15 protein-coding genes are annotated in these 18,525 nt (G+C 71.2%); 11 read left to right on the forward strand and 4 right to left on the reverse strand.

Translation table 11 applies throughout. The features are described 5' to 3' along the window. The first annotated feature begins 82 nt into the window (after window positions 1-82). Window positions 83-1,315 (forward strand): MFS transporter, encoded by a 1,233-nt coding sequence (locus ACU4ZT_RS04370; RefSeq protein ID WP_063071966.1) that lies wholly within the window; start codon window positions 83-85, stop codon window positions 1,313-1,315. 40 nt (window positions 1,316-1,355) lie between these two features. On the opposite strand, the gene ACU4ZT_RS04375 is transcribed toward ACU4ZT_RS04370, so the two are convergent. After that, entirely contained in the window at window positions 1,356-2,375 is a 1,020-nt protein-coding gene (locus ACU4ZT_RS04375; protein ID WP_445338087.1) for a LacI family DNA-binding transcriptional regulator, read from the reverse strand. Between the two features lie 310 nt (window positions 2,376-2,685). Here ACU4ZT_RS04375 and ACU4ZT_RS04380 point away from each other — a divergent pair, with 310 nt between their 5' ends. The 4 genes from ACU4ZT_RS04380 (at window position 2,686) to ACU4ZT_RS04395 (ending at window position 8,122) form a co-directional block, all read left to right on the forward strand. Further along, window positions 2,686-4,047, forward strand: a complete 1,362-nt coding sequence (locus tag ACU4ZT_RS04380) for an ABC transporter substrate-binding protein (RefSeq protein WP_414748263.1) — start codon at window positions 2,686-2,688, stop codon at window positions 4,045-4,047. Window positions 4,048-4,160: 113 nt separating this feature from the next. Further along, on the forward strand, window positions 4,161-5,132 hold the full coding sequence (locus ACU4ZT_RS04385; RefSeq protein WP_063071969.1) for a carbohydrate ABC transporter permease: 972 nt from the start codon (window positions 4,161-4,163) through the stop codon (window positions 5,130-5,132). Further along, window positions 5,129-6,118 (forward strand): carbohydrate ABC transporter permease, encoded by a 990-nt coding sequence (locus tag ACU4ZT_RS04390; protein ID WP_063071970.1) that lies wholly within the window; start codon window positions 5,129-5,131, stop codon window positions 6,116-6,118. The genes ACU4ZT_RS04385 and ACU4ZT_RS04390 overlap by 4 nt, the downstream gene beginning before the upstream one ends. A gap of 123 nt (window positions 6,119-6,241) precedes the next feature. Beyond that, window positions 6,242-8,122: an ABC transporter ATP-binding protein gene (locus tag ACU4ZT_RS04395; protein ID WP_063071971.1), complete on the forward strand. Its 1,881-nt coding sequence runs from the start codon at window positions 6,242-6,244 to the stop codon at window positions 8,120-8,122. Between the two features lie 13 nt (window positions 8,123-8,135). Here ACU4ZT_RS04395 and ACU4ZT_RS04400 read toward each other — a convergent pair whose 3' ends face one another. Both ACU4ZT_RS04400 and ACU4ZT_RS04405 read right to left on the reverse strand, forming a co-directional pair. Continuing rightward, window positions 8,136-8,903: a DUF305 domain-containing protein gene (locus ACU4ZT_RS04400; RefSeq protein WP_063071972.1), complete on the reverse strand. Its 768-nt coding sequence runs from the start codon at window positions 8,901-8,903 to the stop codon at window positions 8,136-8,138. A 2-nt stretch (window positions 8,904-8,905) separates the two neighbouring features. Further along, on the reverse strand, window positions 8,906-9,649 hold the full coding sequence (locus ACU4ZT_RS04405) for a thioredoxin-like domain-containing protein (protein ID WP_414748262.1): 744 nt from the start codon (window positions 9,647-9,649) through the stop codon (window positions 8,906-8,908). 168 nt (window positions 9,650-9,817) lie between these two features. Between ACU4ZT_RS04405 and ACU4ZT_RS04410 the strand changes: the two genes are divergently transcribed. Together ACU4ZT_RS04410 and ACU4ZT_RS04415 are read left to right on the forward strand one after the other, a co-directional pair. Further along, the gene (locus ACU4ZT_RS04410) at window positions 9,818-11,182 is read left to right on the forward strand and encodes a cystathionine beta-synthase (RefSeq protein ID WP_063071974.1); all 1,365 of its coding nucleotides are present in this window, start codon (window positions 9,818-9,820) and stop codon (window positions 11,180-11,182) included. A gap of 46 nt (window positions 11,183-11,228) precedes the next feature. After that, the gene (locus tag ACU4ZT_RS04415) at window positions 11,229-12,401 is read left to right on the forward strand and encodes a cystathionine gamma-synthase (RefSeq protein WP_063071975.1); all 1,173 of its coding nucleotides are present in this window, start codon (window positions 11,229-11,231) and stop codon (window positions 12,399-12,401) included. A gap of 45 nt (window positions 12,402-12,446) precedes the next feature. On the opposite strand, the gene ACU4ZT_RS04420 is transcribed toward ACU4ZT_RS04415, so the two are convergent. Next, the gene (locus tag ACU4ZT_RS04420; RefSeq protein ID WP_445338092.1) at window positions 12,447-13,199 is read right to left on the reverse strand and encodes an RNase H family protein; all 753 of its coding nucleotides are present in this window, start codon (window positions 13,197-13,199) and stop codon (window positions 12,447-12,449) included. Window positions 13,200-13,376: 177 nt separating this feature from the next. Here ACU4ZT_RS04420 and ACU4ZT_RS04425 point away from each other — a divergent pair, with 177 nt between their 5' ends. From ACU4ZT_RS04425 to araA, 4 genes are all read left to right on the forward strand, one after another. After that, window positions 13,377-14,396, forward strand: coding sequence for a LacI family DNA-binding transcriptional regulator (locus ACU4ZT_RS04425; RefSeq protein ID WP_063071977.1), 1,020 nt, complete (start codon window positions 13,377-13,379; stop codon window positions 14,394-14,396). Between the two features lie 183 nt (window positions 14,397-14,579). Then, window positions 14,580-16,271 carry a ribulokinase gene (gene araB / locus ACU4ZT_RS04430; RefSeq protein ID WP_414763480.1) on the forward strand — a complete coding sequence of 564 codons (1,692 nt, stop codon included), beginning with the start codon at window positions 14,580-14,582 and terminating at the stop codon, window positions 16,269-16,271. Then, window positions 16,268-16,978 (forward strand): L-ribulose-5-phosphate 4-epimerase, encoded by a 711-nt coding sequence (locus ACU4ZT_RS04435; RefSeq protein ID WP_063071979.1) that lies wholly within the window; start codon window positions 16,268-16,270, stop codon window positions 16,976-16,978. Before araB ends, ACU4ZT_RS04435 begins: the two co-directional genes overlap by 4 nt. Next, complete coding sequence (gene araA / locus ACU4ZT_RS04440) at window positions 16,975-18,492, forward strand: L-arabinose isomerase (RefSeq protein WP_445338094.1); 1,518 nt, start codon at window positions 16,975-16,977, stop codon at window positions 18,490-18,492. Before ACU4ZT_RS04435 ends, araA begins: the two co-directional genes overlap by 4 nt. The last annotated feature ends 33 nt before the right edge of the window (window positions 18,493-18,525 follow it).

Raw genomic sequence — 18,525 nt, forward strand, 5'->3', positions numbered from 1 at the left:
CACCGCAGGCCGGGCATCGGCGGCGCGCCCGCGCGCCGTCACCCATCCATCCGCATCGAATCCAGGAGGCGACACCGCACCCGTGTCCACCCAGCAGCACGCGTCGTTCCGCGACATCTTCCGCCAGCCCCGTTCCGTCTTCGCCGTCGCGTTCGCGTGCGTCATCGCGTTCATGGGCATCGGCCTCGTCGACCCGATCCTCCCCGCCATCGCCGAGAGCCTCGACGCCACCGCGACCGAGACCGAGCTGCTCTTCACGAGCTACCTGCTCGTGACCGGGCTCGCGATGCTCATCACCAGCTGGATCTCCAGCCGCATCGGCGCCAAGCGCACCCTGCTCATCGGCCTGGCGATCATCGTCGTCTTCGCCGCCGCCGCCGGCCTCTCGCAGGACGTGGAGTCGGTCATCGGCTTCCGCGCCGGCTGGGGCCTCGGCAACGCGCTCTTCATCTCCACGGCGCTCGCGACCATCGTCGGATCCGCGTCCGGCGGCACGGCGTCGGCCATCGTGCTCTACGAGGCGGCGCTCGGCCTCGGCATCGCGGTCGGCCCGCTGCTCGGCGGGCTCCTCGGCAGCTGGAGCTGGCGCGGCCCGTTCTTCGGCACCGCGACCCTGATGGCCGTCGGCTTCCTCGCGATCGCCGCCCTCCTCGGGAAGGACACCGCGCCCCGGTCGCCCATGCGCTTGTCGGCCCCGCTCCGCGCGCTCGGCACGCCCGCGCTCGCGGTGCTCGCCGCCGCCGCGCTCTTCTACAACATCGGCTTCTTCGTGCTGCTGGCCTACTCGCCGTTCCCGCTCGGCTTCGACGCCATCGGCCTCGGCCTCACGTTCTTCGGCTGGGGCGTGGGCCTCGCCGTCACGTCGGTGCTCGTCGCGCCGCTGCTCACGCGCCGGATGGCCCGCACCTCCGTCCTCCGGCTCGTGCTGCCGCTCCTCGCCGTGGACCTCGCGGCGGCCGGCCTCGTCGTGCGCTCGGCGGCGGGCCTCGTGGTCTGCATCGTCGTCGGCGGGCTCCTGCTGGGGATCCTCAACACCGTCCTCACGGAGTGCGTGATGGAGGCGACCGACCACCCGCGGAGCGTCGCCTCGTCCGCGTACTCGTCGGTCCGATTCCTCGGCGGTGCCATCGCGCCGCCCGCCGCCACCGAGCTCGCCCGCCTCTTCTCCGACGCGGCGCCGTACTACGCGGCGGCGGGATCCGTGCTCGTCGCCCTCGTGATCGTCGTGGCCGGCCACCGCTGGCTCCGCCGCGTCGACGCGCAGCCGGTCGACGCGCTCGAGGAGGCCCAGGCCGTCACGGTCGGCGACGCCTGACGCCGCTCCGCGGATCGTCCGCGCCCCCGACCCCGCCGGCCTACGACGCCGCCGGGCTCGGGGGCGCCGTCGTGCTGCCGCGCGCGGCGAAGTCGACCGGCATCGTGCAGGTCCGCTCGGGCGCCCCGGCCGGCGCGAGGCCCTCGAGGACCATGCCCACCGCGGTCCGCCCCTGCTGCCGCGGGTGCTGCTCGACGGTCGTGAGCCCGAACAGCGGGGCGAGCGCGTGCCCGTCGATGCCCACGACCGAGAGCCCGGCCGGCACGGCGATCCCCAGCTGCCGCGCTGCGAGGATCGTGCCGATGGCGATCTCGTCCGAGGCCGCGAACACCGCGGTCGGCCGGGTGCGCGGGTCGGCGAGCAGCCGCATGGCGGAGACGTAGCCGCCCTCGATGGTGAAGTCGGCGGTCGCGAAGCGGGCCTCCAGGCCGCGCGGATCCGCGTCCATCGCCGCCCGGTACCCCGCCAGCCGCTTGACGTGCACGAAGAACGCCATCTGCGCGTGCAGGTCGCCGCCGAGGTGCACGACCCGCGCATGCCCGAGGCTCAGCAGGTGCTCGGTCGCGAGCCGGGCCGCTGCCTCGTCGTCGATGCTCAGCGTGCTCATGCCCTCGACCGGTCCGCCGATCCCCACGAGCGGCTTGTCGAGGCACCGGAGCCGCACGACCTCGGCGGCGGTGAGGGCGACGCTCACCGCGATGACGGCATCGACGCGCTTGCGCACGAGGAAGTACTCGAACACCTTGCGGCGCTGCTCCGGGTCGTCGGTGAGGCGGTAGAGCGTGAGGTCGTAGTCGGCCTCGATCAGCGCCTCCTCGATGCCCTCGAGGAGCTCGGCGAAGAACCACCGGTTGATGAAGGGCAGCACGACGCCGACGTTCTTCGACTGGCCCGTGACGAGGCTCGAGGCGTTCGAGGAGACGACGTACCCGATGTCGGAGGCGGCCTGCGCGACGCGGGCGCGCGTCGCGGGGGAGACGTAGCCGCGGCCGCTGAGCGCGCGGGACGCCGTGGCCTTGGAGACCCCGGCCAGCCGGGCGACGTCGATGATGGCGCTCATCGCCCTCCCTCCATCGGGTCCCGCAGGGACCCGCCGCCTCGCGCGTGAGCGGGAAGCGGTTCCAGGACGGAGGGGGGTCGCCTTCCGATGATGGACCATCGGGGCGTCCTCCGCCCAGCGCGCCGGACGAGAAGTAGACCGTTTCGTTATCGGATGCACCTTGCCGCCACCTGCGAGCTCCCCTACGTTGACCTGTGGAACCGGTTCCCCATACGGGGGAAAGGAGTTCCGGCGACGGCGCCCCACCTGCCGGCGCCTGCACCACGGGACGGCGGGTCAGCCCGCATCCCTCGATGAAGAGGAGACGCACATGGGCCACGCCCTATTCCGACGTCGCTTCGCGGCACCCCTCGCAGCGGTCGGCATCGCCGGCCTCGCGCTCACGGGCTGCACGGGCGACATCGCCGCCGAGGACAAGGCGGACACCGACTGCACGCCGTACTCGTCGTACGGCACGTTCGACGGAGCCAACGTGAGCATCGGCGGCACGATCCAGGACGACGAGGCCGACCGCCTCGTCGAGTCCTGGAAGGACTTCGAGACCTGCACGGGCATCACCGTGAACTACCAGGGCACCAAGGAGTTCGAGGCGCAGATCGCGGTCCTCGCGGAGGGCAATTCGGCGCCGGACATCGGGATCATCCCGCAGGTCGGCCTGTTCAACGTGCTCGCGTCGAAGGGCTACCTCCAGGCGGCCCCCGAGGCGGTCGAGGAGAACGTCGACGAGAACTGGTCCGCCGACTGGAAGGGCTACGGCACCGTCGACGGCACCTTCTACGGCGCGCCGCTCATGGCGAGCGTCAAGGGCTACGTCTGGTACTCGCCGAGCGAGTTCAAGGAGAAGGGCTACGAGATCCCGAAGTCCACCGCGCAGCTCATGGACCTCACCAAGAAGATCGCCGACGAGGGCGACCACAAGCCCTGGTGCGTCGGCATCGGATCCGGCGACGCCACGGGCTGGCCGGGCACCGACTGGGTCGAGAGCTTCGTGATCCGCCAGGCCGGCGCGGAGACCTACGACAAGTGGGTCACGCACCAGATCCCGTTCAACGACCCCGCGATCGTGAAGGCCTTCGACGGCGTCGGCGACATCATCAAGAACCCCGACTACGTCAACGGCGGACTGGGCGACGTCTCGTCCATCATCTCCACGGAGTTCGGCGACGCCGGCCTCCCGATCCTGAAGGGCGAGTGCTCGCTGCACCACCAGGCCTCGTTCTACGAGGGCTTCTGGAAGAAGGCCGACGGCACCGACGCGAAGGTCTCGCCCGACGGCGACGTCTACGCCTTCCTCCTGCCGCCCACGAACGAGGGCGACGCGACGACCGTCACCGGCGGCGGCGAGCTCGTCGGCGCCTTCCGGACGAGCGACGAGATCACCGCGGTGCTCTCCTACCTCTCGAGCGACACCTGGGCGAACAACCGCGTGAAGCTGGGTGGCGTCATCAGCGCGAACAAGGGGCTCGACCCGGCGAACGCGTCGAGCGACATCCTGAAGCAGAGCATCGAGATCCTCCAGGACCCGAACGCGACGTTCCGCTTCGACGGCTCGGACCTCATGCCCGGCGCGGTCGGCACCGACTCCTTCTGGAAGGGCATCGTCGGCTGGCTGAGCGGCGACTCGACCCAGAAGACGGTCGACGCCATCGAGTCGAGCTGGCCCGCGTCCTGATCGACCGCCGGTCCTGACCGACCGGCACCCGGCCTCCGCGCCGGACACCCGGGGCCGCCGCGCACGCGGCGGCCCCGCCCCGCATCCACCCCGACCCGAAGGGCGAGACGTCCATGACGACCGCTGACCTGATCGGCAAGATCCTCCAGGTGGTGGCGGCGCTGGCCGTCTTCGCGCTGGTGATCGGGCTGATCCTCTTCCTCATCGACAAGGCGCCGAAGCGCGGTCGCGACTGGATCCAGCTCGGCGCGTTCGTGCTGCCCGCGCTGATCCTCCTGGCCGTCGGCCTCATCTACCCCGCCTTCCGCACCACGCTCCTCGCGTTCCGCGACAACGACGGCGACTGGGCCGGCCTGGACAACTTCGTCTGGATGTTCACCCAGCCGTCCGCGCTCCGGACGCTCCTCAACACCGTCATCTGGGTGGTCTTCGTCCCGCTGCTGTCGACGGCCATCGGCCTCGCGTACGCGGTCTTCATCGACAAGTCCCGCGGCGAGAAGTACTTCAAGGCCCTGGTGTTCATGCCGATGGCCATCTCGTTCGTCGGCGCCGGCATCATCTGGCGCTTCGTCTACGACTACAAGTCGGGCGACAGCGAGCAGATCGGCCTCCTCAACCAGATCCTCGTCTGGCTCGGGCAGCAGCCCGTGCAGTGGCTGCAGACCTCGCCCATCAACACGGCCCTGCTCATCGTCGTCATGATCTGGATCCAGACGGGCTTCGCCATGGTCGTGCTCTCCGCGAGCATCAAGGGCGTGCCGACCGAGCAGATCGAGGCCGCGCAGCTCGACGGCACCAACGCGTGGGAGAGGTTCCTCAACGTGACGCTGCCGGGCATCCGCGGGTCGCTCGTCGTGGTCGTCACCACCATCTCCATCGCGACGCTCAAGGTCTTCGACATCGTCCGCACCATGACGGCGGGCAACTTCGAGACGAGCGTCATCGCCAACGAGATGTACACGCAGGCGTTCCGCGCCGGCGAGCAGGGCCGCGGCTCCGCGCTCGCGATCGTGCTGTTCCTCATGGTGCTGCCGATCGTCATCTACAACGTCCGCGTCATGAGCAAGCAGAGGGAGATCCGATGAGCGTCGCACCCGCCGACCTGCCCGTCGCCGACCGGGGGACCCGCCGCGGCGCCATCGAGCAGGCGGCCTCCGTCGGCGCGAAGAGCCGGCGCGTCAAGAACCGCCTCACCTCCCGGCGGGCCACGGTCGCCGCGCTGATCATCGCGGTGCTCTGGACGCTACCCACCTTCGGCCTGTTCATCTCGTCGTTCCGGCCGGCCGGGCTCATCCAGACCACCGGCTGGTGGACCATCTTCCAGAACCCCGGATTCACGCTCGACAACTACCAGGACGTGCTGCTCTCGACGTCGCAGTCGTCGCCGCAGCTGGGCTCCTACTTCGTGAACTCGCTCGCCATCGCGATCCCGGCGACGCTGTTCCCGCTCGTGATCGCGTCCATGGCCGCGTACGCGTTCGCGTGGATCAAGTTCAAGGGCTCCAACGTGCTCTTCGTCGTGATCTTCGCGCTGCAGATCGTGCCGCTGCAGATGGCGCTCATCCCGCTGCTGCAGATGTTCACGCGCACGCTCCGCCCGCTCCAGGAGGCGGTCCACGGCGTGATCCCGTTGATCCCGGAGCAGGGCTACCTGCCGGTGTGGGTGGCGCACACGATCTTCGCGCTGCCGCTCGCGATCTTCCTGCTGCACAACTTCATCTCGGAGATCCCGGGCGAGGTCATCGAGGCGGCCCGGGTCGACGGCGCGAGCCACGGCCAGGTCTTCTTCCGCATCGTGCTGCCGCTGGCGCTCCCGGCCATCGCGTCGTTCGCGATCTTCCAGTTCCTCTGGGTCTGGAACGACCTGCTGGTGGCGCTGATCTTCTCCGGCGGCACCCCCGACGTGGCACCGCTCACCCAGCGTCTCGCCGAGCTCACGGGCACGCGCGGGCAGGACTGGCAGCGGCTCACGGCCGCGGCGTTCGTGTCGCTCATCGTGCCGCTCATCGTGTTCTTCAGCCTGCAGCGCTACTTCGTGCGCGGCCTCCTGGCGGGGTCCACGAAGGGCTGATCCGCGTCCGCCGATCCCGGCCCGGTCGTCCGCACGCGCGGGCGCCCGGGCCGTCGTCGTCCCCCGGACGCACGGTGGTCGGGGGAGATCCCCCACCGGCGTAAAATCGCCGGAATGACGAGGATGGGCGACATCGCCGCGGGCGGCGGGATGCGCGGAGGCGGCGGACGCCGCGGGCGGGTCAGCGCGGCCGACGCCGAGGCCCAGCGGAAGGCCAACGCCGAGGCGCCGCGCGTGGAGGACCTGCTGGGCCGGATCGCGGAGCTGTTCCGCCCGCACCGGCGGGCGCTGATCCTCACGATCGCCCTCGTGCTCGTCGGCGCCGGCCTCACGGTCGTGCCGCCGCTCCTCACGCAGCAGGCCTTCGACCGCGGGCTCTTCCCGCCCACCGGCGGCCCCGACATCCCCGTGCTGGTCGAGCTGGTCGGCATCATGATCGCCATCTGGGTCGCGGGAGCGGGCCTCGGTGTCTGGCAGACGTACCTCACGGCCACGGTCGGCAACCGGGTCATGGGATCCATGCGCGTCGACCTGTTCCGCCACCTGCAGAGCATGGAGCTCGGCTTCTTCACGCGCACCAAGACCGGCGTGATCCAGTCGCGCCTGCAGAACGACGTGGGCGGCGTCGCGGCCGTCCTCACCAACACCGTGTCGAGCGTGCTCGGCAACACCGTGACCGTGATCGCGGCGCTCGTCGCGATGCTCGTGCTCAACTGGCAGCTGACCCTCGTGGCCGTCGTGCTCATGCCCGTGCTGGTGATCGCGCAGCGCCGCGTCGGCCAGGTGCGGGCGCGGATCGCGTCGAAGACGCAGGAGTCGCTCTCCGACATGACGGCCATCACGCAGGAGACGCTCTCGGTGTCCGGCATCATGCTCTCCAAGAGCTTCAACCGGCAGGCCGCGGAGACCGCGCGCTACGAGGCCGAGAACCGCACGCAGATCCGGCTGCAGGTGAGCCAGCAGATGAGCGGGCAGTGGTTCTTCGCGCTCGTGCAGATCTTCCTGTCGATCATCCCCGCCATCGTCTACGTGGTCGCGGGCTTCCTCATCACGGGCGGCGTCAGCGTCACCGCCGGCACGATCGTGGCGTTCACGACCGTGCAGGCCCGGCTCATGTGGCCGCTCATCGGGCTGATGCGCGTGGCGCTCGACCTGCAGACCTCCGGCGCGCTGTTCGCCCGCATCTTCGAGTACCTCGACCTCGAGCCCGCGATCCGCGACCGGCACGATGCGCGTCCCGTGGCCGACGGGCCGGCGATCGGCCGCGTCGCGTTCGACGACGTGCGGTTCTCCTACCCCGACACGCGACCGGGCGAGCGGCCGACGCTCGACGGAATGTCGTTCGCGATCGAGCCGGGGCAGTTCGCCGCGTTCGTGGGCCCGTCGGGCGCCGGCAAGACCACGGTGTCGTACCTCATCCCGCGCTTCCACGACGTGACCGGCGGGCGCGTGCTCTTCGCGGACGCCGACGTGCGCGAGCTCGAGCAGGAGTCGCTGCTGGAGAACATCGGCATCGTGAGCCAGGAGACGTACCTCTTCCACGCGTCCATCGGCGAGAACCTCCGCTACGCGCGGCCCGATGCCACGCAGGAGCAGATCGAGCGGGCGGCCCGGGCGGCGAACATCCACCAGACCATCGAGTCCTTCCCCGACGGCTACGAGACGCTCGTGGGGGAGCGCGGCTACCGGCTCTCCGGCGGCGAGAAGCAGCGCATCGCGATCGCGCGCGTGCTGCTGAAGGACCCCGCCGTGCTGATCCTCGACGAGGCCACCAGCGCGCTCGACGCCATCTCGGAGCGCGTCGTGCAGCAGGCGCTCGACACGGCGTCGCGCGGGCGCACCACCATCGCGATCGCGCACCGGCTCTCGACCGTGGTGGACGCCGACGTGATCTTCGTGGTCGTCGCCGGCCGCATCGTCGAGCAGGGCACGCACGTCGAGTTGCTCGCTCGTGGCGGCGAGTACGCGCGCCTCTACAGCGACCAGCGCAGCGCGGCGGCCTGATCCGCGCTGTGGCTCAGGACCGGGCGTCGAGCAGCTGCTGCATGTAGAGGATCTCCTTGTCCTGGATCATCACCATGCCGTTCGCGAGGTTCGCGATGAGCGGGTTCCGCGATCGGTCGAGGAGGGCCTGGGCCATCTCGACGCCACCGCGGTGGTGGGCGATCATCAGCGTCAGGAACTTCCGCTCCGCCGCGACGCCCGTGAGGCCCTGCAGCTCCTCGAGGTCGGCCTGCGACGCGAGGCCCGGCATCGTCCCGCCGGGCGTCATGTCCATGGCGGAGTGGTCGGTCTTCCCGTCGAGCGTCGGGAGCGTCATCCACGTCATGCGCGGCTGCGACGGCGCCTGGTCGAGGCCCCAGGAGGTGAGGAACGCGTACATCTGGCCGGCCTGCTGGGACTGCGCCTGGGCGATGTCCTGCGCGATGAGCTTGACCTCGGGGTCGTCCGTGCGGTCGATGATCATGAGCGACATCTGCACGGCCTGCTCGTGGTGCACCTGCATGTCGCGCGAGAAGCCCGCCTCCGCGCTGTTCGTGCTGGGCGTGAGCGCCGAGACGGGCGCGGTGACGCGGCCGACGAGGAGCCCGGCGACCACGAGGGCCACCGCGACGACGCCGGCGGCGAGGCCCACGCGGAGCCGCCGTCCGCGGGCGCGTGACGCCTCGCCGTGCGCGACGAGCCCAGAGAGCTCCTCCTCGCGGAGGTCGTCGTCGGGCACGTGGTCGGCGACGAGGTCGTCGCCCGGACGCGGGTCGGACCCGGCGCGGTCGCGGTCGGTCATGGTCAGTCGACCCGGCCCTGGCCCTCGAGGGCGCCGGTGCACGCGGCGCCGGCCTCGGGAGCGTTGGGGCTCTTCCAGTACTTGGACATGAAGTCCTTGATGCGCGGGTCGTCGACCGAATCGACCGTGATCTGCGCGCCCCACGCCGACATGGCGATGGGCGTCGGGAGGCCCTCGTACGGGGACATGGTGACGTACCCGCCGAACGACTTCGCGTACTTCTGCAGGTTCGCGAGGTCGTCGCCGGTGATCTTCGCGGCGTCGTAGGTGATCCAGACGGCGCCGTGCTCGAGGTCGTGCACCGCGTTCTCGTTGGGCTGCGGCTGGTCGTAGATGCCGCAGTTGAGCCACATGGCGTTGTGCTCGCCGCCGGCGGGCGGGTTCATGCCGTCGTACTTCGCCGCGTAGTCGACCGTGCCCTGCACGTGCGTGCTGGGGAGCGAGTCCCAGGTGCGGAGGCCCTCGATGGAGATGTCGGCCGGATCCTGCTTCGGCGTGCCGCTGGAGACGACCACGCCGATGACCACGGCCACGACCGCGACGGCCGCCACGGATCCCGTGATGATGCCGATGAGCCGGTTGCGGCGCGCGCGCTCCTGCTGCTTCTTCAGCGCCGCGACCTTCTCGGCGCGGCGGGCCTCGCGCTGCTGCTTGACCGTGAGGTCCTTCTGGGCCTGCTTGGCGGTCGGCGGGACGGGCCGTCCGCTCTCGTCGCCGGAGGGCGTGGTGTCGTCGCGTCGCGCCACGGAGGGTCCTTCTCTGCTGGGGGAATGTGCGATCAGGGTACCCGGTCGGCCTGGGCGCACCCTGCCCGATCGGCTCGCCGAGCGCCCGTAACACGCGGGACGGGCGCGCCTATGCTGGATGGGCGGGCCCACCGGACCGCACACCTGACACCGGGAGCGCCACCTCACGTGAAGTACGCCGACACGATCCTCGACCTCATCGGGAACACCCCGCTCGTGAAGCTCAACAGGGTGGTCGAGGGCATCTCGGCGACCGTGCTGGTGAAGGTCGAGTACCTGAACCCCGGCGGCAGCGCGAAGGACCGCATCGCGACGCGCATCATCGACGCCGCCGAGCGCGACGGCAGGCTGCAGCCCGGCGGCACGATCGTCGAGCCCACCTCCGGCAACACGGGCGTCGGCCTCGCGCTCGTCGCCCAGCAGCGCGGCTACCGCTGCGTCTTCGTGCTCCCCGACAAGGTCGGCGAGGACAAGCGGAACGTGCTCACGGCGTACGGCGCCGAGATCGTCGTCACGCCCACCTCGGTCGCGCCCGACCACCCCGACTCCTACTACTCGGTGAGCGACCGGCTCGCGCGCGAGATCCCCGGCGCCTTCAAGCCCGACCAGTACTCGAACCCGAACGGGCCGCTCAGCCACTACGAGACCACGGGGCCCGAGATCTGGCGCGACACGGAGGGCGAGATCACGCACTTCGTCGCGGGCGTCGGCACCGGCGGCACCATCTCGGGCGTCGGCCGGTACCTCAAGGAGGTGTCCGAGGGACGGGTGCGCATCATCGGCGCCGATCCCGAGGGATCCGTCTACTCCGGCGGCACCGGCCGCCCGTACCTCGTCGAGGGCGTGGGCGAGGACTTCTGGCCGGCGGCCTACGACCCCGACGTGGTCGACGAGGTCATCGCCTCGAGCGACCAGGAGTCGTTCGACATGACGCTGCGGCTCGCCCGCGAGGAGGGCTTGCTCGTCGGCGGATCCAGCGGCATGGCCGTGGTCTCCGCCCTCAAGGCCGCGAAGCACCTCGGCCCCGACGACGTGATGGTGATCCTGCTGCCCGACGGCGGCCGCGGCTACCTCGGCAAGATCTTCAACGAGAAGTGGATGCAGTCCTACGGCTTCGCCCGCGTCAACGGCCAGCGCACGGTCGCCGACGTCATGAGCGCCAAGACCGGTAGCCTCCCCGACCTCGTGCACGCGCACCCGAGCGACACCATCCGCGACGCCATCCGCATCATGACCGAGTACGACGTCTCGCAGCTCCCGGTCCTCTCGGCCGAGCCGCCCGTCGTCATGGGCGAGGTCGCAGGGGCCGTGGACGAGCGCAGCCTCCTGGAGCTCGTCTTCAGCGGGCGCGCGCAGCTCACCGACCGGGTCGGCGCGTTCACGGGAGCGCCCTTCGGGCTCATCGGCGTGAACGAGACCGTGCCCGAGGCGTGGAGCGCGCTCGGATCCGCCGACGCGCTCATGGTGAGCGACGGCGGCAAGCCGGTCGGCGTCCTCACCCGGCACGACCTCCTCACCTACCTCACCGACTGAACCGCAGGCCCGGCCCGCGCACATCCCGACCACAGAGACGAGCACCGTGAGCGACAAGCACGACTTCGACACCCGCGCCATCCACGCCGGCCAGGACCCGGATCCCACCACCGGCGCCGTCATCCCGCCCCTCTACCTCACGAGCACGTTCGTGCAGGACGGCATCGGCGGGCTCCGCGGCGGCTACGAGTACGCGCGCAGCGCCAACCCCACGCGCACCGGCCTGCAGGAGCTGCTCGCCTCGCTCGAGCGCGGGAAGCACGCCTTCTCGTTCGCGTCGGGGTTGGCCGCCGAGGACACGCTGCTCCGTGCCATCACGCGCCCGGGCGATCGGATCGTCCTGAGCGACGACGTGTACGGGGGCACCTACCGCCTCCTCACGCGCGTGCTCGGCGACTGGGGGATCGTCGTGGAGACGGTCGACATGAGCGACCTCGCCGCGGTCGAGCGGGTCCTCGGATCCGGCCCCGCGAAGGTCCTCTGGGTCGAGACCCCGAGCAACCCGCTGATGAAGATCAGCGACATCCGCGCGCTCGCCGACCTCGGCCATGCGGCCGGCGCCACGGTCGTCGTCGACAACACCTTCGCCTCGCCGTACCTCCAGCAGCCGCTCGCGCTCGGCGCCGACGTGGTGGTGCACTCGACCACGAAGTACCTCGGCGGCCACTCCGACGTGCTCGGCGGCGCGGTCATCCTGAACGACGACGCCCTCGCCGAGAAGGTCGGCTTCCTGCAGTTCGCGGTCGGCGCCGTCTCGGGCCCCATGGACGCGTGGCTCACCACCCGCGGCATCAAGACGCTCGCGGTGCGCGTGGAGCGCCACTCCTCGAACGCCGAGGAGATCGCGTCGTTCCTCCAGCAGCACGCCGATGTGACGGCCGTGCACTACCCGGGGCTCCCCGAGCACCCGGGCCACGAGATCGCGAAGGCGCAGATGTCGGGCTTCGGCGGCATGATCTCGTTCCAGGTGCGCGGGGGAGCGAAGGCCGCGCGCCGCGTGGTCGAGGGCACGCGCGTCTTCCAGCTCGCGGAGTCGCTCGGCGGCGTCGAGTCGCTCATCAGCTACCCGTCCGAGATGACGCACGCGTCCGTGAAGGGCACGCCGCTCGAGGTCCCGGACGACCTCGTGCGCCTCTCGGTCGGCATCGAGTCCGTCGAGGACCTCGTCGTCGACCTCGAGCGCGCGCTCGGCAAGGCGCTCAAGCAGGGCAAGCACTAGCGGGGGACGGGTGCGGCGCGCGTCGGCGCCGCCCCGCCGCGCGGATCAGGGCAGGAGCAGCCGCACGGCCTCGTCGACGCTGACCCCGCGGTCGCGCGCGTGGGCGCTGAGGCGGGCCATGGCGTCGTGGTCGAGCGCGATCGTGAGCGTGGTGTCGGCGGGCTCCGGCGCGACCTCCTCGTCGAACGCGTCGAAGTCGAACAGGCCCGGCTGGGCGGGGGCATCGGCCTCGACGGCCTCCGCCTCGGCGACGACGGGATCGGCCGCGAGGTCGGCGTCGTCCTCCACGGCCGCCGCCTCCTCGGTCGCCTGCGCCGCGGATCCGGCGCTCGCGTGTCCGGCCCAGCCCGGCCCCCCGGGGATCGGGCTCCGGCTCTGGAACGCCGTCGCGACGGCGCGCGCCCGCACGTCGGCGGCCTCGTTGAGCGGGTGGTTCGCGTGCCCCTTGACCCACTCGAAGCGGTAGCGGCGGCCCTGGATCTCGGCGTCGATCTCCTTGAGCAGCTCGACGTTGAGCACCGGCTTGCCGTCGCCCTTGCGCCAGCCCTTGCGCTTCCACCCGGGCATCCACTTGGTGACCGAGTTGATGACGTACTGGCTGTCGCACAGCACGAGCAGGTCGTCGTCGAGGTGCGCGGTCGCGCGGAACAGCTCGAGCACGGCCTTCAGCTCGCCCTGGTTGTTCGTGGCGTGCGGCCAGCCGCCCGCGGCCCAGCGCTCGTCGTCGACGTACCAGGCCCAGCCGGCGGGCCCCGGGTTGCCGAGCGCGGATCCGTCTGCCGCGGCGGTGATCGTCACAGGTGGTGCCTCTCGTCGGGTGGACGACCAGTCTGCCGCAGCCGTCCGGCCCGCGTGTCCGGCCTCCCGGTCGCCGCATCCCCGGCGGTCTCCCGTGTGACTGTCACATGTGACAATGTGACACCTGCGCCGCACGGCGCGACCGGGGCGGTGCCCCGTACCAGGACGGGGCCGACGATGACCACGGAGACGCCACGGGGGCGGGCGCCCAGCATCCGCGACGTCGCGCGCCTCGCGGGCGTCTCGCATCAGACGGTCTCCCGCGTCCTCAACGACTCGCCCTCGCTCCGCGCCGAGACCCGCCAGCGCGTGCTCGACGTGATGGAGCAGGTGCAGTACCGGCCGAACCGCGCCGCCCGAGCGCTCGTCACGAGCCGCTCGCGCACCATCGGCGTGCTCACGTCGCAGAGCTCGCAGTACGGGCCGGCGTCGTCCATCGCGGCCATCGAGGCGGCGGCGCGCGAGGCCGGCTACCTCGTGACGACCACGAACCTCGCGTCCTCCGACGGAGCGGCGATCCAGGTCGCGCTCGGGCACCTGGTCGACCAGGCGGTCGAGGGCCTGGTGGTCGTCGCGCCGCAGGTGCGCGTGCGCGAGGTGCTCGCCAGCATGTCGCTCGACGTGCCGTACGTCACCATGCAGAGCGACGGCCGCGGCGACGCGCACGACCTCTCGGTCGACCAGATGGCGGGCGCCCGGCTGGCGACCCGGCACCTCCTCGAGCTCGGCCACCGCGACATCTACCACCTCGCGGGTCCCCAGGACTGGATCGAGGCCGAGGCGCGCATGCGCGGCTTCCTCGACGCCATGTCCGCCGCCGAGGTCCCCACCACGGCGCCCATCCTCGGCGACTGGACGGCGGAGTTCGGGTTCTACGCCGGCCGCGAGATGCTGCGGCTCCGCGACTTCACGGCGATCTTCTCCAGCAACGACCAGATGGCGCTCGGCCTCATCCACGCGGTGCGCGACGCGGGCCTCGACGTGCCGCGCGACGTCAGCATCGTCGGCTTCGACGACATCCCGGAGGCCGCCCACTTCTGGCCGCCGCTCACCACGGTGCGGCAGGACTTCGCCGAGGTCGGCCGGCGCTCGGTGGCGCTCCTGCTCGACGGCATGGGCGGATCGGGGGAGCGCTACCGGGGCACGATCGAGCCCGAGCTCGTCGTGCGCGCCTCCACGGGCCCGCCCTCGTCCTGAACCGCTCGGCGCGCCCTCCCCAGCCGCCGCCACCCCACTTCGAGGGGTCGGGGCATCTCCGCTTGACAGGGCGATCCCACGCGTGTGTAGAGTGACATCCGCCGATGTGACCGTTCACATCCCACGCGGTCCCCGGGCCGCGGTGCATCAGACGAAGGAGTCGATCCCGTGCCCAGCGCCCCCATGAGCACCGAGCCCCAGGCCAGCGAGCCGGGAACGGACGCCGAGAGCTACGTCATCGGGGTCGACTACGGCACGCTCTCCGGCCGCGCCGTCGTGGTGCGCGTCTCGGACGGCGTCGAGCTCGGCTCCGGCGTCCTCGACTACCCGCACGCGGTCATGGACGACACGCTCGCCGCGACCGGCGCGCAGCTGCCGCCCGAGTGGGCCCTCCAGGTCCCGAGCGACTACGTCGACGTGCTCAAGCAGGCCGTCCCCGCCGCCATCCGCGAGGCCGGCATCGACCCCGCGCGGGTCATCGGCATCGGCACCGACTTCACCGCGTGCACCATGGTCCCCACGCTCGGCGACGGCACGCCGCTCAACGAGGTCGAGGGATACGCCGACCGCCCCCACGCGTACGTCAAGCTCTGGAAGCACCACGCCGCGCAGTCGCACGCCGACCGCATCAACGCGCTGGCCGAGGAGCGCGGCGAGAAGTGGCTGGCCCGCTACGGCGGCCTCATCTCGAGCGAGTGGGAGTTCGCCAAGGGCCTCCAGCTGCTCGAGGAGGACCCGGAGCTCTACGGCCTCATGGAGCACTGGGTCGAAGCGGCCGACTGGATCGTCTGGCAGCTCACCGGCAGCTACGTCCGGAACGCCTGCACCGCCGGCTACAAGGGCATCCTCCAGGACGGCGAGTACCCCACCCGGGAGTTCCTCGGCGCCCTCAACCCCGACTTCGCCTCCTTCGCCGAGGACAAGGTCGCGCACGAGATCGGCCAGCTCGGATCCGCCGCCGGCACGCTCTCGGCCGAGGCCGCCGCCTGGACGGGCCTGCCGGAGGGCATCGCCGTCGCGGTCGGCAACGTCGACGCGCACGTCACCGCGCCCGTCGCCCGCGCCGTCGAGCCCGGCCAGATGGTCGCGATCATGGGCACGAGCACCTGCCACGTCATGAACAGCGACGTGCTCACCGAGGTCCCCGGCATGTGCGGCGTCGTCGACGGCGGCATCGTCTCGGGGCTCTACGGCTACGAGGCCGGCCAGTCCGGCGTCGGCGACATCTTCGCCTGGTACGTCAAGAACCAGGTGCCCGCCCGCTACGCCGAGGAGGCCGCGGCCGCCGGCACGAGCGTTCACCAGCACCTCACCGACCTCGCAGCCGACCAGCCCGTCGGCGGCCACGGCCTCGTCGCGCTCGACTGGCACTCCGGCAACCGCTCGGTGCTCGTCGACCACGAGCTGTCGGGCCTCGTCATCGGCACCACGCTCACGACCCGTACCGAGGAGGTCTACCGGGCGCTGCTCGAGGCCACCGCGTTCGGCACGCGCAAGATCGTGGAGACCTTCAACGCGTCCGGGGTCCCGGTCACCGAGTTCATCGTCGCGGGCGGCCTGCTGAAGAACGCGTTCCTCATGCAGGCCTACAGCGACATCCTCCGCCTCCCCATCTCGGTCATCACGAGCGAGCAGGGCCCGGCGCTGGGATCGGCGATCCACGCCGCCGTCGCCGCCGGCGCCTACCCCGACGTGCGCGTCGCGGGCGAGGCCATGGGCAAGGTCGAGCGCGGCCGCTACCAGCCGGACGAGGAGCGCGCGCTCGCGTACGACCGCCTCTACGAGGAGTACTCGACGCTGCACGACCACTTCGGCCGCGGCGCCAACGACGTCATGAAGCGGCTCAAGTCGCTGAAGAGGGAGGCCCGCGCGTGAGCACCTACGCACCCGAGATCGAGGTCGCGGTCGCCCGTGTCCGCTCCGAGGTATCCCGACTGCACGGCGAGCTCGTGCGCTACGGCCTCGTGGTCTGGACCGGCGGCAACGTCTCCGGCCGCGTCCCCGGCGCCGACCTGTTCGTCATCAAGCCGTCGGGCGTGAGCTACGACGACCTGAGCCCCGAGAACATGATCCTCTGCGACCTCGACGGCAACGTGATCCCGGACACCCCCGGCTCCCGCAACGCCCCGTCGAGCGACACCGCGGCGCACGCCTACGTGTACCGCAACATGCCCGAGGTGGGCGGCGTGGTCCACACGCACTCCACCTACGCGGTCGCCTGGGCGGCCCGCCGCGAGCCCATCCCGTGCGTCATCACCGCCATGGCCGACGAGTTCGGCGGGGAGATCCCCGTCGGCCCGTTCGCCATCATCGGCGACGACTCGATCGGCCGCGGCATCGTCGAGACGCTCACGGGGCACCGTTCGCGCGCCGTCCTGATGGCCGGCCACGGCCCCTTCACCATCGGCAAGGACGCGAAGGACGCCGTGAAGGCGGCCGTCATGGTCGAGGACGTGGCCCGAACCGTCCACATCTCCCGCCAGCTCGGCGAGCCGACCCCCCTCCCCGTCGAGGCCGTCGACTCCCTGTTCGACCGCTACCAGAACGTCTACGGACAAGCACCCCAAGGAGCCCTGAAGTGACCCGCATCACCACGTCCCTCGCCCACTACGAGGTCTGGTTCCTCACGGGCAGCCAGAACCTCTACGGCGAGGAGACGCTGCAGCAGGTCGCCGAGCAGTCGCAGGAGATCGCCCGACAGCTCGAGGAGGCGTCGGACGTGCCCGTGCGCGTCGTCTGGAAGCCCGTGCTCAAGGACTCCGACAGCATCCGCCGCATGGCCCTCGAGGCCAACGCGAGCGACCAGACCATCGGCCTCATCGCGTGGATGCACACTTTCAGCCCCGCGAAGATGTGGATCCAGGGCCTCGACGCCCTGCAGAAGCCGTTCCTGCACCTGCACACCCAGGCCAACGTCGCGCTCCCGTGGAGCACCATCGACATGGACTTCATGAACCTCAACCAGGCCGCGCACGGCGACCGGGAGTTCGGCTACATCCAGTCGCGCCTCGGCGTCACGCGCAAGACGGTCGTCGGCCACGTGAGCACGGAGTCGGTCCGCCAGAGCATCGGCACGTGGATGCGCGCCGCCGCCGGCTGGGCCGCCGTGCACGAGCTCAAGGTCGCCCGCTTCGGCGACAACATGCGGAACGTCGCCGTCACCGAGGGAGACAAGACGGAGGCCGAGCTCAAGTTCGGCGTCTCGGTCAACACCTGGGGCGTCAACGACCTCGTCGAGCGGGTCGACGCCGCGACCGACGCCGAGATCGACGCGCTGGTCGACGAGTACGAGCGTCTCTACGACATCGCCCCCGAGCTGCAGCGCGGCGCCGAGCGCCACGCGTCGCTCCGCTACGGCGCCGCCATCGAGGTGGGCTTGCGCTCCTTCCTCGAGGAGGGCGGCTTCGGCGCCTTCACCACGAGCTTCGAGGACCTCGGCGGCCTCCGCCAGCTGCCCGGACTCGCGGTGCAGCGCCTCATGGCCGAGGGCTACGGCTTCGGCGCCGAGGGCGATTGGAAGACGGCCGTGCTGATCCGCGCGGCGAAGGTCATGGGCGCCGGCCTCCCCGGGGGCGCGAGCCTCATGGAGGACTACACGTACCACCTCGTCCCTGGCGAGGAGAAGATCCTGGGCGCGCACATGCTCGAGATCTGCCCCACGCTCACCACGGGCCGGCCGAGCCTCGAGATCCACCCGCTCGGCATCGGCGGTCGCGAGGACCCGGTGCGCCTCGTCTTCGACACCGACCCCGGCCCCGCGGTCGTCGTCGCCATGTCGGACATGCGCGACCGCTTCCGCATCGTCGCGAACGTCGTGGAGGTCGTGCCGCTCGACGAGCCGCTCCCGAACCTGCCCGTCGCCCGCGCCGTGTGGAAGCCCGCGCCCGACCTCGCGACGAGCGCCGCGGCCTGGCTCACCGCCGGGGCCGCCCACCACACGGTCATGAGCACGCAGGTCGGCGTCGAGGTCTTCGAGGACTTCGCCGAGATCGCGCGCACCGAGCTCCTCGTCATCGACGAGGACACGACCCTCAAGGGGTTCACCAAGGAAGTCCGCTGGAACCAGGCGTACCACCGCCTGGCCCAGGGCCTGTAACACCCACACCAGGGGTGCGGGTCCGGCGCAGAT

Source organism: Clavibacter davisi (genome assembly GCF_052751415.1).

Excerpts from the sequence above, each read along its gene's own strand:
- ACU4ZT_RS04400 (WP_063071972.1), bottom strand. The coding sequence starts at position 8,903 with ATGACCGACCGCGACCGCGCCGGGTCCGACCCGCGTCCGGGCGACGAC.
- ACU4ZT_RS04390 (WP_063071970.1), top strand. The coding sequence starts at position 5,129 with ATGAGCGTCGCACCCGCCGACCTGCCCGTCGCCGACCGGGGGACCCGC.
- ACU4ZT_RS04375 (WP_445338087.1), bottom strand. The coding sequence starts at position 2,375 with ATGAGCGCCATCATCGACGTCGCCCGGCTGGCCGGGGTCTCCAAGGCC.
- ACU4ZT_RS04385 (WP_063071969.1), top strand. The coding sequence starts at position 4,161 with ATGACGACCGCTGACCTGATCGGCAAGATCCTCCAGGTGGTGGCGGCG.
- ACU4ZT_RS04395 (WP_063071971.1), top strand. The coding sequence starts at position 6,242 with ATGGGCGACATCGCCGCGGGCGGCGGGATGCGCGGAGGCGGCGGACGC.
- ACU4ZT_RS04380 (WP_414748263.1), top strand. The coding sequence starts at position 2,686 with ATGGGCCACGCCCTATTCCGACGTCGCTTCGCGGCACCCCTCGCAGCG.
- araB (WP_414763480.1), top strand. The coding sequence starts at position 14,580 with ATGAGCACCGAGCCCCAGGCCAGCGAGCCGGGAACGGACGCCGAGAGC.
- ACU4ZT_RS04425 (WP_063071977.1), top strand. The coding sequence starts at position 13,377 with ATGACCACGGAGACGCCACGGGGGCGGGCGCCCAGCATCCGCGACGTC.